Genomic DNA, 19605 nt, shown 5'->3' with positions numbered 1-19605 from the left:
TGCATATAAATAAAGATGTTTTAGAGTATTCAAATATAATTGGCGTCGTTACTTTATTTATTTAAAGAGATAACATATTAAATTGGTAGCTTGATACCTAAGCATAACTTTCAGAAAATCTATTGTGCTCCTAATGTTTATTGGATATAATTCATTTGTTAGAATTATTAGAAAATTATAACAAAGGGGATGGTGTAATGAATTTAGTTTTAAATGGCCGAAATCTAACGATTGAATCAATTAAGGCTTTAATTGCTGGAAATCAGAATGTTGAAATTTGTGAAGAAGCGTTATCACGCGTTAAACAAAGCAGGAAAATTGTTGATGATATTATTGCCAATGAAGAGACGATCTATGGTATTACTACGGGGTTTGGATTGTTTAGCGATGTTCTTATTGATCAGGATAAATACGAGGATTTACAGCTAAATTTAATACGGTCACATGCATGTGGGGTAGGGGAACCGTTTAATGACGACGTAGCGCTCGTGATGATGATCTTAAGATTAAATACGATGTTAAAAGGGCATTCCGGAGTAAGCACTGAACTTGTCGAACAGCTTGTCTTTTTCATCAATCAACGTATTATCCCAGTTATACCAGCACAAGGTTCTTTAGGAGCTTCGGGAGACTTAGCCCCCTTATCACATTTAGCATTAGCATTAGTCGGTGAAGGAGAAGTAATCTATAAAGGGGTAAGACAAGAAAGTAGTAAAGTCTTACAATCATTGAATCGTGCACCGCATACATTACGAGCGAAAGAAGGTCTTGCACTGATTAATGGGACACAGGCGATGACGAGCCAAGGCGTGATTAGTTATATTGAAGCGGAACAATTAGCGTATGATGCTGAATGGATTGCTGCTCTCACGCACCAAGCATTGAATGGCATTGTCGATGCATATAATGAACACGTGCATATCGTTAGAAATTCAGAAGAACAGTTAGGTGTTGCAAATAGAATGCTAGACTGGCTGGAAGGCTCATCATTAACAACGCGTCAAGGCGAATTAAGAGTCCAGGATGCCTATTCGTTAAGGTGTATCCCTCAAATCCATGGTGCGAGTTTTCAAGTACTGAACTATGCTAAAGAAAAGCTGGAATGTGAAATGAATGCTGCGAATGATAATCCGCTCATCTTTGATAAAGGTGATGAAACGCTTGTTATTTCAGGAGGGAACTTCCACGGTCAGCCCGTTGCATTTGCACTAGATTTCTTGAAAATAGGTGTAAGTGAGCTCTCAAATGTATCAGAACGTCGTATAGAAAGGCTTGTTAATCCACAGTTAAATGGCGATCTTCCTGCATTTTTAAGTCCACAGCCAGGTCTGCAGAGTGGTGCGATGATTATGCAATATGCTGCTGCAAGTTTAGTTTCTGAAAATAAGACATTGGCGCATCCTGCAAGTGTAGATTCTATTCCTTCATCTGCCAATCAGGAGGATCATGTGTCAATGGGTACGATTGCTTCACGCCATGGGTATCAGATTGTAGAGAATGTCAGGAATGTACTTGCCATAGAATGTGTGATTGCACTGCAGGCAGTAGAATTAAAAGGTGTAGACAAGCTATCACCGAAAACGAAGAAGAAATACGAAGAATATCGAGAGTTTGTACCATCGATAACAGAAGATAGACAGTTCCATAAAGATATCAAAGTCGTGTCCGATTACTTGAAACAATCAGCATATAAAAAATAGTTCAAGAGTACCTTGAACTATTTTTTATATAATTAGACTTTATTTATTTAAATATGTTTCGTAATATTTACGGCCTTTTTCATAATCAAGACGATTTTCCCATCTTGCAATGACAAGTGTTGATAAAGAGTTGCCGACTACGTTAACAACTGTACGCATCATATCTAAGATACGGTCAATACCAATGATAAGTGCTAGGCCCTCAGGGTGAATATTCATTGCTGTTAAAGTCGTAATCAAAACGACGATTGATGTACCTGGTACAGCAGCCATACCTTTAGATGTCAGCATCAATGTTAATAATAATACAAGTTGCTCAGTCACCGATAAATGAACACCGTACATTTGAGCGATTGTAAGTGCTGCAATAGATTGATACAATGCTGAACCATCAAGGTTGAATGTATAACCTGTCGGTATAACAAAAGATACGATTTCTTTCGGTGCACCAAATTTCTCCATCTTGTCCATGATGGTAGGTAATACAGTCTCTGAACTTGACGTTGAGAATGCAAGCAGTAACTCGTCCTTTAATATGCGCAATAGGTGGAAGATATTGATCTTACACATTGCTGCAACAGCACCGAGCACGACAATAATGAAGAATACCATTGATCCTGCAACAACAAGTGCTAACTTCCCAAGTGGAATCAATGCACCTAACCCTAAATTGATGATTGTTACTGCCATAAATGCAAATACACCAATTGGTGCATATTTCATGATTTGATTCGTCATCCAGAAGATAACATCTAAGAAGCCGTCAAAGAAAGCGCGTACTGGATCACCTTTTTTACCAATTGCAGCTAACCCAAGACCGAAGAATACCGAGAAGAAGATAACCGGTAATAATTGACCTTGTGCCATAGAATCAATAATATTCGTCGGAATAATATTAACGATTGTATCAATCATATGATTACCATATGTGGACTCTGCAGCAGCTTCTGCATTTGTCGTATACTTTGTTACATCACCTTTAGGTAATAGATCTTTGTTGATACCGGCACCTGGTTTAAAGACATTTGCAAATATAATTCCGAGACCAATGGCTAATGTCGTAATAATTTCAAAGTACAGTAACGTCTTCCAGCCGTAACGGCCAACAGTTTTCATATCGCCTGTACCAGCAATAGAAATTACGAGTGAACAGAATACAATCGGTACAACAATCATTTTAATAAGATGTAAGAAGACATCACCTAGTGGCTGAAAGTAGTTAACGTATTCTTTCTGACCATTAAGTAGGGCGCCGACGACAACGCCTAATATTAATGCAAGTAATATTTGCATCGGTAAACTTATAAACTTTTTCTTTTTTGTTTTTTTAATTTCTGTAACTGAACTCATATCATACCTCTTTTCTTTCGTACTCATGTATTTTATTTGTTATTGATAAGTCTGTCAATTTAATTATTTACAAATTGTCAGAAAAATTAAGTAGTCATTATGTTTTAATAATGATGTAATTGCGTGCTCTGTGAATTTTAAGGATATTCGCTGAAAGTAGAGTACATATACATTTGACAATGTTTTTGAAAAAACCTGTAAACGATATCATAAATTATATTATTTGTTTAATATAATTTATCTTAGATTAAATGCTATAAAAAACTATTCCGGCTACCGAAATAGTTTTATACGTAAATTATTATATTACTATATTATTATTTAAATAAATATTTTCAATTGAAACTTCAACATTACCTTTTAGAGCACGTGTAATCATACAAGTTTCTTCGGATTTATTAACATATCTTACTATTCTTTGCTCATCCATTTGTGCTGTGCTGATCAAATAGACATTGTAAGTAATGCTTTCATATGTTAATACTTGTTTTTCACTATTGATCGTCGCGCTAGCATGCACATAATCTATTTCAACCGGAATATTATTACGTTCAAACATAGAACTTAATGTTATTGTAAAGCATGTAACTGCAGATGATAAAAGCATCTCATCTGGATTGGTACCGATATCAGGTCCATTCATTTCTTTCGGTATTGATATTTCAGTCTTAAGATTTCTGTTTTCTATCGTACCCACACCGTGATAGCCGCCGTTAAATTTAGCAGTACAGTTAAATGTATGTTTCATTTTATATTCTCCTTATCTATCCATATAAAACAAAAAACGAACACTTCAGAAACAATGATTCTGAAGTGTTCGGAATAATAGAAAGACGAAAGTCTTTCAAAGCACTTATTAACGTGAGTAGTACTCAACGTCTGTATAATATCCTTATTTATCAAGGCTTAGTGCTTATTTAATCCGAATGTTCCACCAAAAGTTCCACCACTTTTAGTTTTTCATCAAAAACTTCTACAAGTTGAGTCTCCATTTCTTCAGTTACATGTGCATAATTACTAATCACCACTTCAGGAGTATTCCCTAATCTTTTCGCGATAGTCATGAATGACATATTTTCTCCAGCAAGAATAGTAGCATGTGTATGTCTGAACCCATGGGGAGTTATACTTATACCAGTTCTTTTTTTAACTCGCTTAAGAAGATATGTGATGGTTGTGTGCCCTATACGAGTACCTTTCTGATCACTGATGAATACATAATCATTATTATTAAGTGCTTTACCGTTATTAAATAATCTCTGTATGCACCATGATCTATACTTCTTTAAATCTGAAATAACTTGTTCTGATATAGGAATTCTTCTCATCTTCTTATTTTTGGTGGACGAAATCTTACTGTGTTTTCTAGATGCCTTAATTGTAATCATTCTGTTTTCAAAGTCTATATCATTCCAGGTTAAAGCGAGTAGTTCACCAACTCGACAACCTGTAAAAGATAAGAACAGAATTATGATATAATTTGATATAGGTTCATTAGCATGAACATCTTCTATAATTCTATTCAGATCATTGAGGGTAACATATTTGACTCGTTTATCCTCGATGATTGGTAGATTAGCATCTACAATCTTATTAGATGGTATTAATGCACGTTTAACGGCTGCATTTATACAAACATTCATATAAGTATGATATAAACCAATTGTTGACGGCTGCATGAAGCGGTCTTTAGATATATATGTCTTCTCAAGTTGCTTAATAAAAAGTATTTCATACTTCATTAAGTCTAAATCCTTAAGCTTGATGTGTCCAATTAATGGTTTAATATAATCTCTTCCAGCTGAAATCCTACTAGTTTTTGTATTGTCGCTCCATTGAGTATTAATTTCAATCCACTTATCATACCATTGTCCGACCGTTAAATTTGTGGGATTAATCTTTGATAGTTCATTATCATCAATATTTATTAACATCTCCAATGATTTTCTATAAGCTGTTTTTTCATCTTTAAATCCAGATTCACTTTTTTCTTTTCTCTTGCCTGATTCATCATAGTATCTAATCTTATACATATAAAACAAACCTTTTTTCGTCTTATATGAATAGACATTTTCATAACGTTTAGATTTGATATATTGATATTTACTCATTGTTATTCCTCCTGTGTTTGCGGGCACAGTAGAATATAGCAGTAATATCATTGCAATACCTTACTTATATCACCACCTTTCAAAGGAACATATGTTCTGATATAATTAAAAATAAAATGGCATAAAGCCGAGGAGGTAAAATGGATATTAAAATATTATTATCTGTTATAGCAGCAGGAATACCTGGTTTATTTTCATATTCTATATTAGATAAATTTAGTCTAGTAAATTATACAGACAAAAATAATTATGAAAAAACATTATTAGTAACATCTTTATCAGGATTCAATGTAGTAATGAGTTTTATCACGTTATTATATTTGAAAATAAATTTATCTTTAATATCTCCAGAGAATTTACTAAAGATATTAGTTATCTCATTTTTTATAACTATTATTTTAAGTATTATTGTATATCCATTGATATTTTGGCTTTTACGTTTTTTTACCAAAAAATTAGAAAATAGAATTAATATGCAATCAAACTTAAAAACATTCCCTAGATTATTAGAAAATGCACCAGAGGATACAAAAAATATTTATGTATATATCTATGATTTAAACGATAAATATATTTCATCTGGTGCAATAGGTATTTACAGTAAATTTGATTTAGAATTTAGTTTAATAGGTCAACCAGATAGAAAAGAATTACAAGAAGTTTTAAGTTTATATACAGAGTACGAATACAAATATAGACACAATTATATAAATTTAGAAAAAAACTTTAATATGTTTATTTTTTATCAGGTTTAGGACTAGGTGGGGTAGGTTCAATTTGTGGATTAAACCTACCTGTTTCACCACTTCTAAATTCTTTTTTGGGTTTATTTTCTGCCATAACTTCCTCCTTTGCACATAGCGCTTGCTATGTGTTCTTTTTATTTTTTTATACTATTAATCAAACTTTGCTAATTCTGCTTCCATCTCTTCTTCAGTCATTAAACCTGAATCAACCCATGATTGATAACGTTGTGCCATTTGTTCTTTTTTACCGACTCCGTTTTGAATAGCTACTGAGCTTTCATATGCTGCAATTGCTGGGCCTTCCATTACTGTACCTTGTGGTATTACGCCATTACGTACAGCGCTATTGTATGCTGCTACTTTATCAACTTCTGAAATTGAAGGGCTGTATATAATAGTTTCAAGTTGTGTTTGGGAAGTTATGTTATTATAATTTGCTGCTACTGGAGCTTCAGTTGTCACTATTTCTGTAGTAGGAGCTTCTGTTATAGGTTTTTCTGTAGTAGGAGCTTCTGTAGTAGGGGCTTCTGTAGTAGGTGTTTCTGTAGTAGGAGCCTCAGTTGTTGGTTTTTCTTTTACTTTGTTTGTTTCTTCAGTTTTATTTTCTTTCTTTTCTTCGCCATTTCCACATGCAGCAAGTAATACGCTAGAAGCTAATAGTGTACCTGTTAATAATTTATAATTCATAATTATCTCTCCTTAAAGAATTTTTATTTCCATAGCTTATTCAACTCAGGATTCTTAAAATCTAACGTAAGTTCCTCTTTTTTATGATCTGCATCAAGTTTCCAGGCATAATCATCACTAGATTTTGTGATTAAATTACCATCAGAAGTATATTTATATTCAATTAATCCAAGAGTAATAAATGTATTGTCACTAGAATGTCTGCATATAATTATTGTTTTATCGTCTGAGTACAATGCAATGTTAGGTGAGTTGAAATTTTTAAGGTCCCATTCTTTTATATGCTTCATAGTATTAACCGTCCTTTACGTTATTACAATACAAAGTATTCCTTATTAAATTTATGAGGATGTGTTATATTTTTTGTATAGGATATCGGGCGCTCGTGGTCAGGTTATTGCTCTCATACTCACTGACTATGCGTTGCACTTTCTGACTACTTAAATGAGTTCGTCAGCTTAGCTCAAAGTTACCATATCATATGACTTAGGTTTCCTTTGAATTCACCCGATTCACTCCATACATTACTGTATAGAGGGGCAATTTATTACCTGATAATTTAAACGGCTCAGTAGCTTTTAGCGTTGTTAAAGGTCTGTCGAACGAGATAGATGAACCTAGTTTCATATTCTTAATAGAGTCTTCCATCCCTTCAAAATTAATTAATGTTGATTTACCCTTATCATTGCCAAGTGGGTTAGATAACTTATCTATTCCCATAGTAGCTGAGTCGGCGATTGTTCCAAGATCCAATTTTGTTAACGCTACGGTTTTTTATCCGTAGCTTCTTTATGTTTCCATAAAGTTCAGCATATGTTTTTATCCTATTTTTTATTTACTATTTTTGGTGGAAATTCATTATTTTCAGATTGTAATATTATCTGCTTATCTTGTTTAAATACTCTTTTAAGAAGTGTTTCACCATTTAAAAAAACATCTCCTAATTCGTTTATATAATAAAAAAGGCTGTATATATTATCTATGCACTATCCCATAGATTACTTTGCATTAATTGTTCAACTCTTTTTAAGGCGAATTCCTCTGAAACTTTAAATTTTCTACTCAAGTGTTTATAGTCAACATCCAATTCATCAACCATAAATTCTGGAATAGCCAACTCATACATTAGCTTATTTGCTTGTCCCTCACAATAACGTCTATAGTGATTATTTATATGAGTGTGTCCATGTCTTAAAACATGTGCTAATTCATGAAAAAACTTCTCATTTAATGTATAAGGATCATGTTCTCTTAGCATGATGATATCTATATCATTTGACTTTATACGAACATCAGCATCCCAATTTTTAAATAAAGCAACGTTAAATGCTTCAGCAACATTATCAATATTGAGATCTTCAGGAGTTTTTATTCCACGTTCGTAATACATTTCTTTGATCTCCATTAAACAAAACTCCTTACTTACCTTGGTTACGTTTAAATAACTCGAATTGGACTGCTTCTTCAATTTTCTTTTGGAACTCTAATTTTTCTTCGTCAGAAAGTTTTTCAAATCCCTCGTAATCTGCAAAGTTTATGATTATTCCTTGTTCTTCTAAATTTTTAACTATATCGATTGACTGTGAAGTCTCTTTATCGTCCCAACCCATTAAAAAAGAAGGGCTAATATTTAATGCTTTTGCGATTGATTCGATAGTATCATTTTTTAAGTTTTTAATATTACCACTTTCATAACGTTGAACTGTTGCTTCAGTTTTATTAATAAGCTTTCCTAATTCTGCTAGTGTGATACCTTTATTTTCTCTAGCCATTTTTAATCGCTTTGAAAAAGTCATAATCTCATCTCCTATTAATTGTATTATAATGAATACTTTCAGCATACGCAACTAATTAATTAAGTTTTATACGGAAAAACTTACGTAAAATGCTTGCTAATTTTTTAGTGTTTATATATACTTAACTTACGTATTGAGAAAGGTGTGGTGAAAATGACTATAAATACGAATTTACTTAAATCTAAAATGGCTTTACATGGTATGACAATAAATGACTTATCAAATGAGACAGGATTGCATCGTGACACAGTTTCTAATATTATTAACAACAAAACAGCGCCCTCATATCCAGCTATTAATGCATTATATTATGCATTGAATTTATCTCCTGAAGATGGAAAAGATATTTTTTTTGGATCAGACTTACGTAATAAGAAAGTTTAATTACATACAGTTGCTTGTTAATAGTTATCAAATGAGTTTGAAAAATAATGGAGGTGTATTGCATGGCTAGAAGTGAATTAACGGAAAAGTTTTATAAAGTAACCTTCCTCATCACAATTGCAGTTGTGACATGGAAGGTTAGCAAGATAGCTAGAGTTTTAGAAAAAATGCAATCAGACTATTCTTCGACTATGCCATCATTAGATTTTTTGAAGCTATAAGCATACTTTAAAGTTTTTAAGTATTCGTGAAAATACATGCTGCGTCTATCATCTAAATATTTTTCAAACGCTTCATCGTTTTCAAATTCTTCAGCTTTCATAGCATGTGGAAGCGTTTGGATATATGCAGCTGCAAATTCACTAGGGTTATAACGAAGACCTTCGAACATTTTATTCCTCCTCTCTATATGAGATGAGTAAATTATAACCTAAAAACAAAGGAAGTGTATTGCATGGCTAGAGGCGATTTCTTTCTAGATAAAAAAGAGATATGTAACAAGCTATGCATATCTCCTGAATTCTTCGATTTGCATTTCAAAAAGGATCCACGTTTAAGAGTTATAGAAGTTAAAAGAAAAAGAAAATCTTGGTGGGAAACAGAAAAAGCAAAAAGTGTATTAACAGAAATAATGTATGAATTAAGTGAATAAAATATGCGGGCACAGTAGAAAAATGAGGAGTGAGGATATGAGACTTTTAACAGTATTAGCATTACAGGGATTAATTACTTTAGCAGCCCTAGTAATTAGCTTAATCTATTGCATGGCTGTTAACTCATCGATAGATCCATTGACTTTAACGATTACAATCATATTTTTATTAATGCTAATCATCTATGGAGGTACTGATGCAGGCAAGCTATTACAAGACAAATAAAAAACCGCATCTAAATTCTCAGTTTAGAAGCGGTTTAAGAAAAACGGTTATGAAAATGAACAACTTAATTATAACACATGGAGGTTATGAAAATGAACGAAATTAAAGTGATTAGTAATGAAAATATTTTAGGCAATGATTTTCAAATATACGGAACGAATGAAGAACCATTATTTTTAGCGAAAGATGTGGCTAATTGGATTGAGCATTCAAAAGTTAATATGATGCTTCAATCTATAGATGAAGATGAAAAGCTGATGGAAACATTGTTTACTTCAGGTCAGAAACGTCAAATGTGGTTTTTAACTGAAGACGGACTTTATGAAATTTTAATGCAATCAAGAAAACCTATCGCAAAGCAATTTAAAAAACAAGTGAAGCATATTCTTAAGGAATTAAGAAAAAAAGGCGAATACAAAGTACCATCTAATCCGATGGAAGCACTTGAATTGATGTTTCAGGAACAAAAAAACACAAATGAAGAAGTAGCAAATATTAAAAGTGAAGTCATTGATTTAAAAGAAAATCAGAAGCTTGCATCTGATGAATATGATCATCTACGTAGAACGATTAATAAACGTGTGATGTCAGTGATTGATATTCAAAAGTTATATGGACAGACGAAAGAAGAAAATAAGCAGATTAAAGATTTGCTATATAAAGACATCAACAACGAAGTAAATAGTTCATGCTATGTAACTACAAGAACACAAATACGTCAGAAATACTCAGATAGAGCGTTACAGACGGCATTTAATTGGCATCCTAATCAATCTACTCTGAATAGAATCAAAGACATTCAAGACGGTTCTGTAGAAGTGAGAGGTGTATCGAATGGCTACTAGATTCGGAGATGTAGACTTATTAAAACTAGAAGGGTTCCAGGAATCAACTTCACATAATCTTGAATGGATTAAATCATTCGATAATTACAAAGCATTTATATATTTAAAAGACTCATGCTGGTATCTGCAAGTTGCTAAGTACGGTGTAGATGGAGTAGGTAAAACAAAAATGACAGTACATAAGCAGTTTGCAGATCTAGAAGGATTACTTAATTACTTTAGAAAGATTGAGGGTGAATTTAATGTCAGAACAAATAATTGAATCAAATATACAAGGATATGGCCTTGTATTTAAAAGTGTAATGAAAGATACAAGTATCGACATAGAGGCGAAAGCACTCTATGCATACTTGTCATCATATGCAGGATCATCTAGTACAGCTTTTCCTGGTGTTGAATTAATATGTGGTGAGTTAAATATAAGTGAAAGAAGATTCAAGAAATACAGAAAGCAATTAGAAGATGCAGGATATCTTACTGTAACTAGAAAGAGAACATCAAATGGATTCAGCAACAATATCTATCACATTAATCATGCATTAGTATCAGGTCAAAATAGTATCGGTACAAAACAACACGATAACAATATCGTATCGGGTCAAAACGTAACCTTACAAAATGTACCGGTACAAAACGTATCGACACAAAACGTATCGGAACAAAATGTAGGGACTAAGAATAACAGTCTTAAGAATAACAGTCTTAAGAATAACAATATAACAAATAACAGTACCACCAATGATAAAGATGTGAATATCGATAAAGAAGAGCAAGTGGTGGTGGAGCAAGATGATAAAGAATTTGCATCGGTTTATAAATTCTACACAGAAAATATTAATCCGATTGTTAACAATACAACTGTAACTTTCATGTCAGATGATCTAAAAGAGTTTGGAATGGATTTAGTAATGTATGCCATGGAACAAGCAGCATTAAATAACATCACAAGATATGCCTACATCCAAAGCATATTAAAACGCTGTAAAGCAGAAAATATTAAGACAAGAGAGCAAGCAGAATTCAAAGCATTAGAAAAGGCTCGACAACGTGGAAATTACAAGAATAATAACCAATCCAAAGAAATGACACCTGAATGGATTAACAAACCATCTGATGAAGTACCAGCACACAACAACTCAAATGAACTGAGCGATGATGAGCTTGAAAAGGAACGTGAGAAGTTAAGAAAAGAACTCGAAGAAAGTGCAAGAGAGTTCGAAGGTGAAGGTGGTATCGAACGTCATGCATAAAGAAGTGATATTCACTAAAAAACAGTTACTAGATATCATAGACGGTCATGTAATCGAAGAAAGAGATATAGACGGTGTAGTGCACCGCTTCATGATTGATAAGTCCTCCAGGTCCACAAAGTACTTCAAAGTGTATTACGACTTGCTGAGCAAAAGGAAAAATACAGTAATTACAAACTTAAGTCAGATTGTTAAAGCTGAATCAGTTGAAAAAGCAGTCGAAGAAGTAAAGAAGAAGTATGAAGGTCAGACATTGAGTATAGCAGTTAATAAAATTAGCGAAAGGAGAATGTGATATGAGAAAGTTACAAGCATTAAAAATAGCCCTCTTAATCGTCATCTTGGCGGAGGAGATTAAGAGAGCAAAAGAGTCCAAAAAAGTGTTAGTAGAAAGAGATGGATTTAAGCAAAATTATGTTGATTTAGTGACTAAAGAATTATCTAAACAGTATGACATTCGTTAGAGCAATGATAACAACCATCATATTCTAAGAAAGGATAAAGAGCCTTCGCTTCTTTTATAGCATCTTTACAGTTACTAAAATGACCTAAATAAATTTTATTTAAAGGAAGATATGAACATGATGCTGTATGGACTTCATGCTTGTTATTCTTATCGGAAAACTTATTGAAATAATATTGTTGGGACATAATTTCACCACCTTTCTTAATTGGATTAAGAAAATTATACAGTAAAAAGTTACAAAACATAATAAATTATAAAACGAAAAGAGGAGAACCAATGAATAAAACTATTGAAGCGGCATTAAAAAACCAAAAAGAAGCATACAGCAATAATGTAGAGAAAGCCTTTGCTGTAGTTGAACAAAAGATTATAACATCCTCAAAAGAAGGCGCGTCATCTACATTGATTGCGTTTGATGATCTTTTAAGCGTGGATGTAAGTCTTAAATATATTATTACGCACAACTCAAATAGTTTTATCGACGATCTCGCTGAACATTTAGAAATTGATAAAGAGTTAATCAAGAGAGTGCACTCACCTAAGTCACCTAACGATAATCTCATTACTGGCATTTATATTAACTGGGGTGAATCAGATGTTGAATAGAGTAGTCCTAGTAGGCCGTTTAACAAAGGATCCAGAATATAGGGTTACACAGTCAGGAGTTGCTATTGCAAGTTTTACTCTAGCTGTAAACAGAACATTTACAAATGCCAATGGTGAAAGACAAGCAGACTTTATAAACTGTATCGTCTTTCGCAAGCAAGCAGAAAACGTAAATACTTATCTACACAAAGGAAGTTTAGCTGGAGTCGATGGAAGATTACAATCACGTAGCTATGACAATCAAGAAGGTAGACGAGTATATGTAACTGAAGTTGTATGTGAATCAGTTCAATTCCTAGAACCGAAGAATTCAAGAAATGGTACAGACCACTATGATGATTATCCGCAAGCACAAAAAACAAATGATTATGCAGAACGAGAGAAAAAGGCGCAGGAAACAATGCCAGGTAATAACCCCTTTGCTAATGCCGATGGGCCAATAGATATTAGCGATGACGATTTACCGTTTTAAAGAGGTGATTTAAATGTCTAGAGTATATCAAATCGTTTACGACAGACAATATTTTAAATATTTAGAAGTAGCAAAGGCAAACGGAATTAGTGAAATAAAGTATAGGCAAAGATTAAGAAGTGGCCATACACATGAAAATGCAGCAAGTCAATGGGATGGTACAGTACCGCAAAAGAGAGATAGCAAAGAAACTGATATCAGAAATTACTTTAGATATAATATGCCGATGAAAAGAGAGTATCTCGAATATTTAAATCAAAATCAAGAATTCTATCAAGACATGGTCGAAATATTCGGATATACAGACCAGATTAAAGGCATCTTAAATAAAACATATATTTCAGCAGGATATTGAGGTGTGAACAATGAATAAAATAATCAGCAGAGTATCAACAAACAACAAAAGTTTAGAAATTGGAGTAAACAACGTTGCAGTCATTGAGTTTAGACAAAGTGAAAAGGGCGGAACTACGGGACCTTTCGATATATATAACGCTTACGATAGCAAAGGAAAATTACTAGCAGTTGAAGGCTTTTTCCTAAAAGACGGATTGCACATTGAATACAAGAACGTAAGGCCTGAAAGACAACCTACATTATTCGATTATATGTGAAGGAGATAAGTTATGGACAGATATGCGAAAGCTATAATCAGTCAATTCACTGGATTGATTGATAGCAAAGTAGTGACAGAGGATGAAATGACAAAAGAGTTACGTTGCGTGATTAGAGACAAAAGCGGTAGAGAAAGCAGAAAGTATTTTAGGGGACATACCTGGAACGCAGTAGCATATGAAGTAAATGGATTTATGAATACGAAGGAATTTAAAGAGGTCTATGTATGGCCACTTCAACCAATATATAACTAAGGTGGGGAAAACATGATTTACAAAATTACTTTCGAAATAATGCAAGGAGCAGTCTTCTTTCATCCGTTCTGTGTTGTTGAGGCGCAGGATATAGAACATGCTAAAGATAGAGCTATGCAAGTGATAAATAGCCATCCTAACAACGTAAAAATTAAAAAAGAAATAGTGGACGTTCAAGAAGTGAGTAAAGAAGAATATCCAAGCTATATAAGAATAAATGAAGTAATGCCATGGCAACCTGAAAAAGAAATAAAGGAGAATGAATAATGACAAATGAATTAATTAAATATGCAGAACTGATTAGAGAGTGGTCTACAGAACGAGGACTACATGATAAAGATCCACGTAAGCAGATATTGAAGCTTGGTGAAGAAGCGGGAGAATTATTTGCTGGTATTGCTAAAAAGAAGATTGATTTAGTGAAGGATGCAGTTGGTGATGTGTTTGTTGTAATCATCATCTACTGTCAGCAAAAAGGAATAAAAATTGATGAAGTACTAGAAGCATTTAATGTTACTCAAAGAAGTTATGAAGAAAATGACAACGATTCAACGCTATACAGTATAAAGCTGATGCAGAAAATTGGAATGTTAGCAGCAGACACTATATACAGCGATAACAACAGTAATATTCGCCTACAAGTGACATGGGTGCTGGAAGACCTGCTTACAGTATGCCAGGTTAAAAACTTAGATTTTATCGAGTGCATAGAAATGGCATATAACGAAATCAAAGACAGAAAGGGCGAGATGAAAGATGGAACATTTGTTAAAGCATCAGATCTCGAAAACCACCATTAAGTCTAAGAAGTATTTGAAACAGTTTCAGAGGACAGTTAAGCAATCAGTAAAATTAATTGAAAGTAGAAATAAGGATGAACAAGAACAACGATAAAGAAAAGAAGGACATTTTAGAACGAGTAAGAGAACTACTAAATAAATGATTTGAAGCGGTTGGCCGCTTCTTATCTTTATTTACATACAAGAGGTGTTAAATGGTAGCACATTATAACAAGCAAGGTTTCAGAGGGCGATGGTTAGAAGATAGAATCGTTCAGACTAATAATATATATCGACATAGAAATATAGCATTAGTGACTAAAGTTCCTACACCAACAGCAGTAACGAGAAAAGGTGGCCAACTTGTAGGCGCTAAATATACAGAGAAGTCCATAGTCGATTTTGTAGGCATATATCATACGGGACAGTTTATAGCATTCGATACTAAAGAATGTCAGCAGACGAGCTTTCCTTTCAAGAACGTTAAGAAGCACCAGGAAGACTATTTGAACGATGTGAAGCGGTTGAATGGCATAGCATTCATTCTCATACTCTTTCGTAACTTTAATGAGATGTACCTAGTCCATATTGATGAATATATGACTTTAAAAGAATCGTTAGGGCGTAAGAGTATTCCTTATCAGTGGTTTAAAGAAAATAAAGTAAAAGTGAAGGCACAGAATGGTTATTATTTTGATTACTTGAATGCGAAAGGCACAAACATATAGGAGTGATCATATGTTTAAGGAAGGTAAGTATATAAAATGCAAATCTACAGGTAATTTATATGTAATCACAGGATGCAGTAAATCTCACGTTTATTTTAAAGGTTGGGGTATTTCAGGTGGAATACCTAAAACTGCATTTAGTGATGATTTTACATTGATTTAGGAGGAGAGAGTATGACACCGAAGTATAGAATGTGGCTTAAATGTGCTGAATTAATGCAACGAGTACACGCAATTAATTTTTACCAAGAAACTGCAGAATGGATATTTCATGATTTGGTAAATCAGAAGGAAGTAATCGAAGAAGAACTATTTGAGAACATCATCCTTATGCAATCAACGGGAATGATTGACGAAAATAAAGCAGAAGTATTCCAAGATGACATTGTATGGCATGACCAAAACGAAGATTATGGAGTTGTTGAAATTGATGAAGCAAAGTTTGTAATCAGATGGCAAGATGGCTACGTCGAAGATTTATTTGAACGTATCGATTTATTAGAAGTGGTTGGCAACATTCACGAGCATTCTGGATTACTAAAGGAGAATGGCGAATGAAGTCAAGAAGACATAGAGCAAAAACAGACACTTGAAGCAGTCATGAAAAAAGAGCCTTCATGGCTCTGAGATAATATACTCGACACCTATATTATATCAGAATCATGGAGGTTACTAAATGACTTTATTATTAGAGATTAAGAACCTGGACTTTATCAAAACAAGAAAGAATGTATACAAGCTATTTAACAAATACAACAGATTACTTTGTCTAATGCCAGTAAGAAGTTATCCATCTGTTACTCAGTCATTTAGTTTAGAACCACCAACGACAGTTAAGGATCTAAATAAGATTGAGTTGAGTGTATCGAAAAATATTGAGCGTGAGCAGATGATGTTAGAAAGACAGCAATTAATGGATAATCTTCACAATGCTATCGATAATCTAAAGCCTGATGAAAAGTATATTATCGTTAATAAGTATCTACAGGAAGAGCGAGGTATAGATATTGATATTTATACAGAATTAGGTATAGGGAAGACGAAGTACTATGAGATTAAGAATGATGCTATTATACGACTTGCTTTTTATTTAGGGATGGAAGAGTATTCGGAGGTGACAGAGTAATGAACTTTGTAGAACCTATTCGTAATCCAGATATGATAAAAGCGATTGAGAGACATTTAAAAGAGAAGAATGAACGTAACTATATACTATTCCTTATCGGGATATATTGCGGGCTAAGAATATCAGACATTCTACAATTAAGGGTTTCATCAGTGCAAGGCAACACAATAAGGTTAAGAGAACAAAAGACAGGTAAGCAAAGAAAGATAGTAATCCATAAAAATTTAAAAGGACCGCTCAATGATTTTATAAAAGGGAAACCACCTGAAGAATTTATTATAAAGTCACGTCAGGGATTTAATAAACCAATATCAAGAGATATGGCATATAAGATATTAAGAGATCTAACAGATTATTTTGACCTGGAATCAATCGGTACTCACTCGATGCGAAAAACATTTGGATATCATTATTACAAAGGAACGAAAGATGTAGCTACGCTGCAGAAGATATTTAATCATAGCAGTGAAGCAATCACATTGAAGTACATAGGAATAACACAAGATAGCATTGATGAAGCTATGACTAACTTTGAATTTGTATATTAAATAAACCCACAGTTTAAACTGTGGGTTTATGCATTATTACGCAATAAATCTATGTTTTTATTAAGATCTTTAAACTTAATAAATGAAACTCCTGAATCCTCTAAAAGATTTTCAGATGAGCTTGATATTTCTTTTTCTTTATCATTTAATATAGCGATAATTTTATTCGGCTTTTCTCTTTTAACTAATTTAGCTTGATTGACATCAGTTACAAGAGCTTTGATAACCATAGAGTTATTCGGACTTGATATAGTTTTTATAAACTTTTCAGGTTTGTTCTTTGTTGAAGATATCAAGAAATCAAATTTATGAGTCATACCTGATCTACCAATGATACTTAAATCTTTAGTATAAATTATTTCGTTATTATCTAGTACTCTTTCAACATCTTCAGCGAAAATATGCTTAACATTACCCTCACTTAATAAATACATATCATTCACAAAAATTAAACATTGCAGGAATCTATGTTTAACTTCGCTAAATTCTTTTATTTTACAAGTAGTATATATTTCTTCGGTTTTTTGATTAAAGTTTACACCATAAGAACTTAGATTATCAAAGAAGATTTTCTTTCTTCTTTTGCTGCCTTTTATATTTAAGCCTGAAGATTCTAAGTTGAATAATGTATAGCCATCATCAGTTAATATAATAGTGTCTGTATTGCTATCTAGTTCAGCATAAAAAACTATATCATCATTCATGTTGTCTTGGAAAGGTACGTCAATTCTAACTAAGTTCTCTTCAAGATTTTTAAATTCAATTTTCTTTGAAAACCATTCAATATAATCTTTCTTTAATACATCTGCTTTTAGCATTGACGTACCTCCTTTCAAATGAATTATTTAATATTAGTATACTTTAAAAAACTCTTATACACATCAAAAAGATTATCGACCACCGGAAAATTTTTTATATCGATAGGTATACCAACAGAATCTTTTTTTTCATATCTATTATCGTATATATGCATATGAGATTTGGGTGCTAGACTACCATCTGGATTCACATGTCTGCCTGCTTGTGTATCGATTCTTACTAAGCAATGTTTAGTTTCTTTAAAAAAAATGTAGACGGTAAATCTTTCTGGCTCTCTATTGCCTCTGTAAATTTTTAAAGTATATTCTATTTTGTTATTATCACTTAAAATAGAACACCTTTCATCAACACGACCAAAGTGAGATTGAAGTATATTAGGATCAATTATATTATTTCTATCTTTCAATTCTTTAATTAAGTTATGGATTGTTAAGTCATCTAAATCATTTAAATCTAAGTTATGTGGCATAACATTACCTCACAGATTTTTACTTTATTATAGTACAGAGTTATACATAAATAAACCATGTATAACTAATTTTCAGAAAACTTGTGGAAGTATTGATATATAAAGGGTTATAATATGTTTGTGAGTTATACACAATATTAGATATGAATAACTGAAAGGTGAATAATTTATATGGAAAATGATAGCGAAAAAAATATTAAAGAAGAGAAGTCTGACGAGAAAATTTCAAATAATCATATTCTAATATTGATAGTCTTGATTGTGGCAATACTGTTTCCTTTATTCGTAGTCGTTTTAATGAAAGTCATTCCTAGTCCTTTATCAGGAACAGGAAATATAGAATGGTTATCATTCTGGGCTTCTTATGGTGGAAATATTATAGGATTGCTAGGTTTAATATCGGTTACCTGGTTTCAATATAAATACCAAGAGAAGCAATTGCAAAACCAAATGGAAAAACAACATATACAATTTATGAAAGATATGAAACAACAAAAGGAATTTTTTAAAAATCAGAATAAATTAGATGATGATAGAATGAAGGTAGAATTAGTTACAAATACTTTGAAGGAAAATAATATTTATCTTAGAAAAGAAATAGAGGACTTATATCAAACAATAAGAAAAATAGATTTACAGTTTAACGATAATAAAATAGTGGCTGCTAAATTATTGGATGTAATAGACAATATAATAAGTAATACAAAAAATATTAAGGAAGCAATACATATATCTGATAATATAAATAAAGTTGATAACTCAAATGAAATAATTGAAGGATTAGATATTTTGATTATGCTACTTTACAAATTATATGATTACGAAAAAAATCATAGAACTTCTGATCAGATAGAGGTAGATAATATTCATTTAATAGTTGGTACTACAAATACAGTAAAAAGTAAAATAGATAAACATGTTAATCATCAAACAAAGTATTATATTTCTTTAATTAAGTTAAACTAAATATATTTTA

Annotated in this window: 34 protein-coding genes; 23 read left to right on the top strand and 11 right to left on the bottom strand. The window is 32.4% G+C overall.

Translation table 11 applies throughout. The features are described 5' to 3' along the window. Positions 1-197 precede the first annotated feature (197 nt). Positions 198-1700 carry a histidine ammonia-lyase gene (gene hutH, locus KYI10_07825; protein QYA33939.1) on the top strand — a complete coding sequence of 501 codons (1503 nt, stop codon included), beginning with the start codon at positions 198-200 and terminating at the stop codon, positions 1698-1700. Between the two features lie 39 nt (positions 1701-1739). Here hutH and KYI10_07820 read toward each other — a convergent pair whose 3' ends face one another. The 3 genes from KYI10_07820 to KYI10_07810 all read right to left on the bottom strand — a co-directional run bounded on the left by KYI10_07820 (position 1740) and on the right by KYI10_07810 (position 5161). Then, positions 1740-3050 (bottom strand): cation:dicarboxylase symporter family transporter, encoded by a 1311-nt coding sequence (locus tag KYI10_07820; GenBank protein QYA32291.1) that lies wholly within the window; start codon positions 3048-3050, stop codon positions 1740-1742. Positions 3051-3351: 301 nt separating this feature from the next. Next, positions 3352-3798, bottom strand: coding sequence for an OsmC family protein (locus KYI10_07815; protein QYA32290.1), 447 nt, complete (start codon positions 3796-3798; stop codon positions 3352-3354). Positions 3799-3967: 169 nt separating this feature from the next. Beyond that, a complete protein-coding gene (locus KYI10_07810; protein QYA32289.1) occupies positions 3968-5161 on the bottom strand; it encodes a site-specific integrase in 1194 nt (397 codons plus the stop codon). A 140-nt stretch (positions 5162-5301) separates the two neighbouring features. On the opposite strand from KYI10_07810, the gene KYI10_07805 reads away from it, so the two are divergent. Further along, a complete protein-coding gene (locus tag KYI10_07805) occupies positions 5302-5916 on the top strand; it encodes a hypothetical protein (protein ID QYA32288.1) in 615 nt (204 codons plus the stop codon). Positions 5917-6057: 141 nt separating this feature from the next. Here the strand turns inward: KYI10_07805 and KYI10_07800 are convergent, their stop codons facing one another. From KYI10_07800 to KYI10_07780, 5 genes are all read right to left on the bottom strand, one after another. Next, positions 6058-6594 (bottom strand): hypothetical protein, encoded by a 537-nt coding sequence (locus KYI10_07800; protein ID QYA32287.1) that lies wholly within the window; start codon positions 6592-6594, stop codon positions 6058-6060. 23 nt (positions 6595-6617) lie between these two features. Beyond that, positions 6618-6884 (bottom strand): hypothetical protein, encoded by a 267-nt coding sequence (locus KYI10_07795; protein ID QYA32286.1) that lies wholly within the window; start codon positions 6882-6884, stop codon positions 6618-6620. A 196-nt stretch (positions 6885-7080) separates the two neighbouring features. Beyond that, the gene (locus KYI10_07790; protein ID QYA32285.1) at positions 7081-7314 is read right to left on the bottom strand and encodes a hypothetical protein; all 234 of its coding nucleotides are present in this window, start codon (positions 7312-7314) and stop codon (positions 7081-7083) included. Between the two features lie 259 nt (positions 7315-7573). Continuing rightward, positions 7574-7999, bottom strand: coding sequence for an ImmA/IrrE family metallo-endopeptidase (locus KYI10_07785; GenBank protein ID QYA32284.1), 426 nt, complete (start codon positions 7997-7999; stop codon positions 7574-7576). Positions 8000-8012: 13 nt separating this feature from the next. Further along, entirely contained in the window at positions 8013-8390 is a 378-nt protein-coding gene (locus KYI10_07780; protein QYA32283.1) for a helix-turn-helix transcriptional regulator, read from the bottom strand. Between the two features lie 153 nt (positions 8391-8543). Between KYI10_07780 and KYI10_07775 the strand changes: the two genes are divergently transcribed. Beyond that, positions 8544-8774 (top strand): helix-turn-helix transcriptional regulator, encoded by a 231-nt coding sequence (locus KYI10_07775; GenBank protein ID QYA32282.1) that lies wholly within the window; start codon positions 8544-8546, stop codon positions 8772-8774. Between the two features lie 178 nt (positions 8775-8952). Here KYI10_07775 and KYI10_07770 read toward each other — a convergent pair whose 3' ends face one another. After that, complete coding sequence (locus KYI10_07770) at positions 8953-9165, bottom strand: hypothetical protein (protein ID QYA32281.1); 213 nt, start codon at positions 9163-9165, stop codon at positions 8953-8955. A gap of 63 nt (positions 9166-9228) precedes the next feature. Here KYI10_07770 and KYI10_07765 point away from each other — a divergent pair, with 63 nt between their 5' ends. The 19 genes from KYI10_07765 to KYI10_07675 all read left to right on the top strand — a co-directional run bounded on the left by KYI10_07765 (position 9229) and on the right by KYI10_07675 (position 17341). Further along, positions 9229-9426 carry a hypothetical protein gene (locus tag KYI10_07765; GenBank protein QYA32280.1) on the top strand — a complete coding sequence of 66 codons (198 nt, stop codon included), beginning with the start codon at positions 9229-9231 and terminating at the stop codon, positions 9424-9426. Between the two features lie 22 nt (positions 9427-9448). Further along, positions 9449-9652 (top strand): hypothetical protein, encoded by a 204-nt coding sequence (locus tag KYI10_07760; GenBank protein ID QYA32279.1) that lies wholly within the window; start codon positions 9449-9451, stop codon positions 9650-9652. Between the two features lie 92 nt (positions 9653-9744). After that, positions 9745-10497, top strand: a complete 753-nt coding sequence (locus KYI10_07755) for a BRO family protein (GenBank protein ID QYA32278.1) — start codon at positions 9745-9747, stop codon at positions 10495-10497. Continuing rightward, the gene (locus tag KYI10_07750; GenBank protein QYA32277.1) at positions 10487-10759 is read left to right on the top strand and encodes a hypothetical protein; all 273 of its coding nucleotides are present in this window, start codon (positions 10487-10489) and stop codon (positions 10757-10759) included. Before KYI10_07755 ends, KYI10_07750 begins: the two co-directional genes overlap by 11 nt. Beyond that, positions 10740-11747, top strand: a complete 1008-nt coding sequence (locus KYI10_07745; GenBank protein QYA32276.1) for a DnaD domain protein — start codon at positions 10740-10742, stop codon at positions 11745-11747. Before KYI10_07750 ends, KYI10_07745 begins: the two co-directional genes overlap by 20 nt. After that, entirely contained in the window at positions 11740-12042 is a 303-nt protein-coding gene (locus tag KYI10_07740; protein ID QYA32275.1) for a hypothetical protein, read from the top strand. Before KYI10_07745 ends, KYI10_07740 begins: the two co-directional genes overlap by 8 nt. A 1-nt stretch (position 12043) precedes the next feature. Continuing rightward, positions 12044-12211, top strand: a complete 168-nt coding sequence (locus KYI10_07735) for a hypothetical protein (GenBank protein ID QYA32274.1) — start codon at positions 12044-12046, stop codon at positions 12209-12211. A 278-nt stretch (positions 12212-12489) separates the two neighbouring features. Further along, entirely contained in the window at positions 12490-12819 is a 330-nt protein-coding gene (locus tag KYI10_07730) for a hypothetical protein (GenBank protein ID QYA32273.1), read from the top strand. Then, the gene (ssb, locus tag KYI10_07725; protein ID QYA32272.1) at positions 12809-13291 is read left to right on the top strand and encodes a single-stranded DNA-binding protein; all 483 of its coding nucleotides are present in this window, start codon (positions 12809-12811) and stop codon (positions 13289-13291) included. Before KYI10_07730 ends, ssb begins: the two co-directional genes overlap by 11 nt. Before the next feature lie 13 nt (positions 13292-13304). Next, positions 13305-13646 carry a hypothetical protein gene (locus tag KYI10_07720; GenBank protein ID QYA32271.1) on the top strand — a complete coding sequence of 114 codons (342 nt, stop codon included), beginning with the start codon at positions 13305-13307 and terminating at the stop codon, positions 13644-13646. 10 nt (positions 13647-13656) lie between these two features. After that, positions 13657-13905: a hypothetical protein gene (locus KYI10_07715; protein ID QYA32270.1), complete on the top strand. Its 249-nt coding sequence runs from the start codon at positions 13657-13659 to the stop codon at positions 13903-13905. A 12-nt stretch (positions 13906-13917) separates the two neighbouring features. Beyond that, on the top strand, positions 13918-14160 hold the full coding sequence (locus tag KYI10_07710) for a hypothetical protein (GenBank protein ID QYA32269.1): 243 nt from the start codon (positions 13918-13920) through the stop codon (positions 14158-14160). Positions 14161-14172: 12 nt separating this feature from the next. Continuing rightward, complete coding sequence (locus KYI10_07705; GenBank protein QYA32268.1) at positions 14173-14427, top strand: hypothetical protein; 255 nt, start codon at positions 14173-14175, stop codon at positions 14425-14427. Next, the gene (locus KYI10_12635) at positions 14427-14960 is read left to right on the top strand and encodes a MazG-like family protein (GenBank protein ID XBW67559.1); all 534 of its coding nucleotides are present in this window, start codon (positions 14427-14429) and stop codon (positions 14958-14960) included. Before KYI10_07705 ends, KYI10_12635 begins: the two co-directional genes overlap by 1 nt. A 194-nt stretch (positions 14961-15154) precedes the next feature. Next, entirely contained in the window at positions 15155-15667 is a 513-nt protein-coding gene (locus tag KYI10_07695; protein QYA32267.1) for a Holliday junction resolvase RecU, read from the top strand. A gap of 10 nt (positions 15668-15677) precedes the next feature. After that, positions 15678-15830 (top strand): hypothetical protein, encoded by a 153-nt coding sequence (locus KYI10_07690; protein QYA32266.1) that lies wholly within the window; start codon positions 15678-15680, stop codon positions 15828-15830. An 11-nt stretch (positions 15831-15841) separates the two neighbouring features. Next, positions 15842-16225, top strand: a complete 384-nt coding sequence (locus tag KYI10_07685) for a YopX family protein (protein ID QYA33938.2) — start codon at positions 15842-15844, stop codon at positions 16223-16225. 118 nt (positions 16226-16343) lie between these two features. Next, on the top strand, positions 16344-16793 hold the full coding sequence (locus KYI10_07680; GenBank protein ID QYA32265.1) for an ArpU family phage packaging/lysis transcriptional regulator: 450 nt from the start codon (positions 16344-16346) through the stop codon (positions 16791-16793). Beyond that, positions 16793-17341, top strand: a complete 549-nt coding sequence (locus tag KYI10_07675; GenBank protein ID QYA32264.1) for a site-specific integrase — start codon at positions 16793-16795, stop codon at positions 17339-17341. The genes KYI10_07680 and KYI10_07675 overlap by 1 nt, the downstream gene beginning before the upstream one ends. A gap of 26 nt (positions 17342-17367) precedes the next feature. Here the strand turns inward: KYI10_07675 and KYI10_07670 are convergent, their stop codons facing one another. Together KYI10_07670 and KYI10_07665 are read right to left on the bottom strand one after the other, a co-directional pair. Then, positions 17368-18159, bottom strand: a complete 792-nt coding sequence (locus tag KYI10_07670; protein QYA32263.1) for a DUF1829 domain-containing protein — start codon at positions 18157-18159, stop codon at positions 17368-17370. Between the two features lie 23 nt (positions 18160-18182). Further along, on the bottom strand, positions 18183-18629 hold the full coding sequence (locus KYI10_07665; protein ID QYA32262.1) for a hypothetical protein: 447 nt from the start codon (positions 18627-18629) through the stop codon (positions 18183-18185). Positions 18630-18800: 171 nt separating this feature from the next. Here KYI10_07665 and KYI10_07660 point away from each other — a divergent pair, with 171 nt between their 5' ends. Then, positions 18801-19595 (top strand): hypothetical protein, encoded by a 795-nt coding sequence (locus tag KYI10_07660; GenBank protein ID QYA32261.1) that lies wholly within the window; start codon positions 18801-18803, stop codon positions 19593-19595. Positions 19596-19605 lie beyond the last annotated feature (10 nt).

It is taken from the genome of Macrococcus sp. 19Msa1099 (assembly GCA_019357535.2).
Lineage (GTDB): Bacteria > Bacillota > Bacilli > Staphylococcales > Staphylococcaceae > Macrococcoides > Macrococcoides psychrotolerans.
Note: the sequence above shows the minus strand (reverse complement) of the source record. Positions and strands in the feature narration are given on the sequence as shown.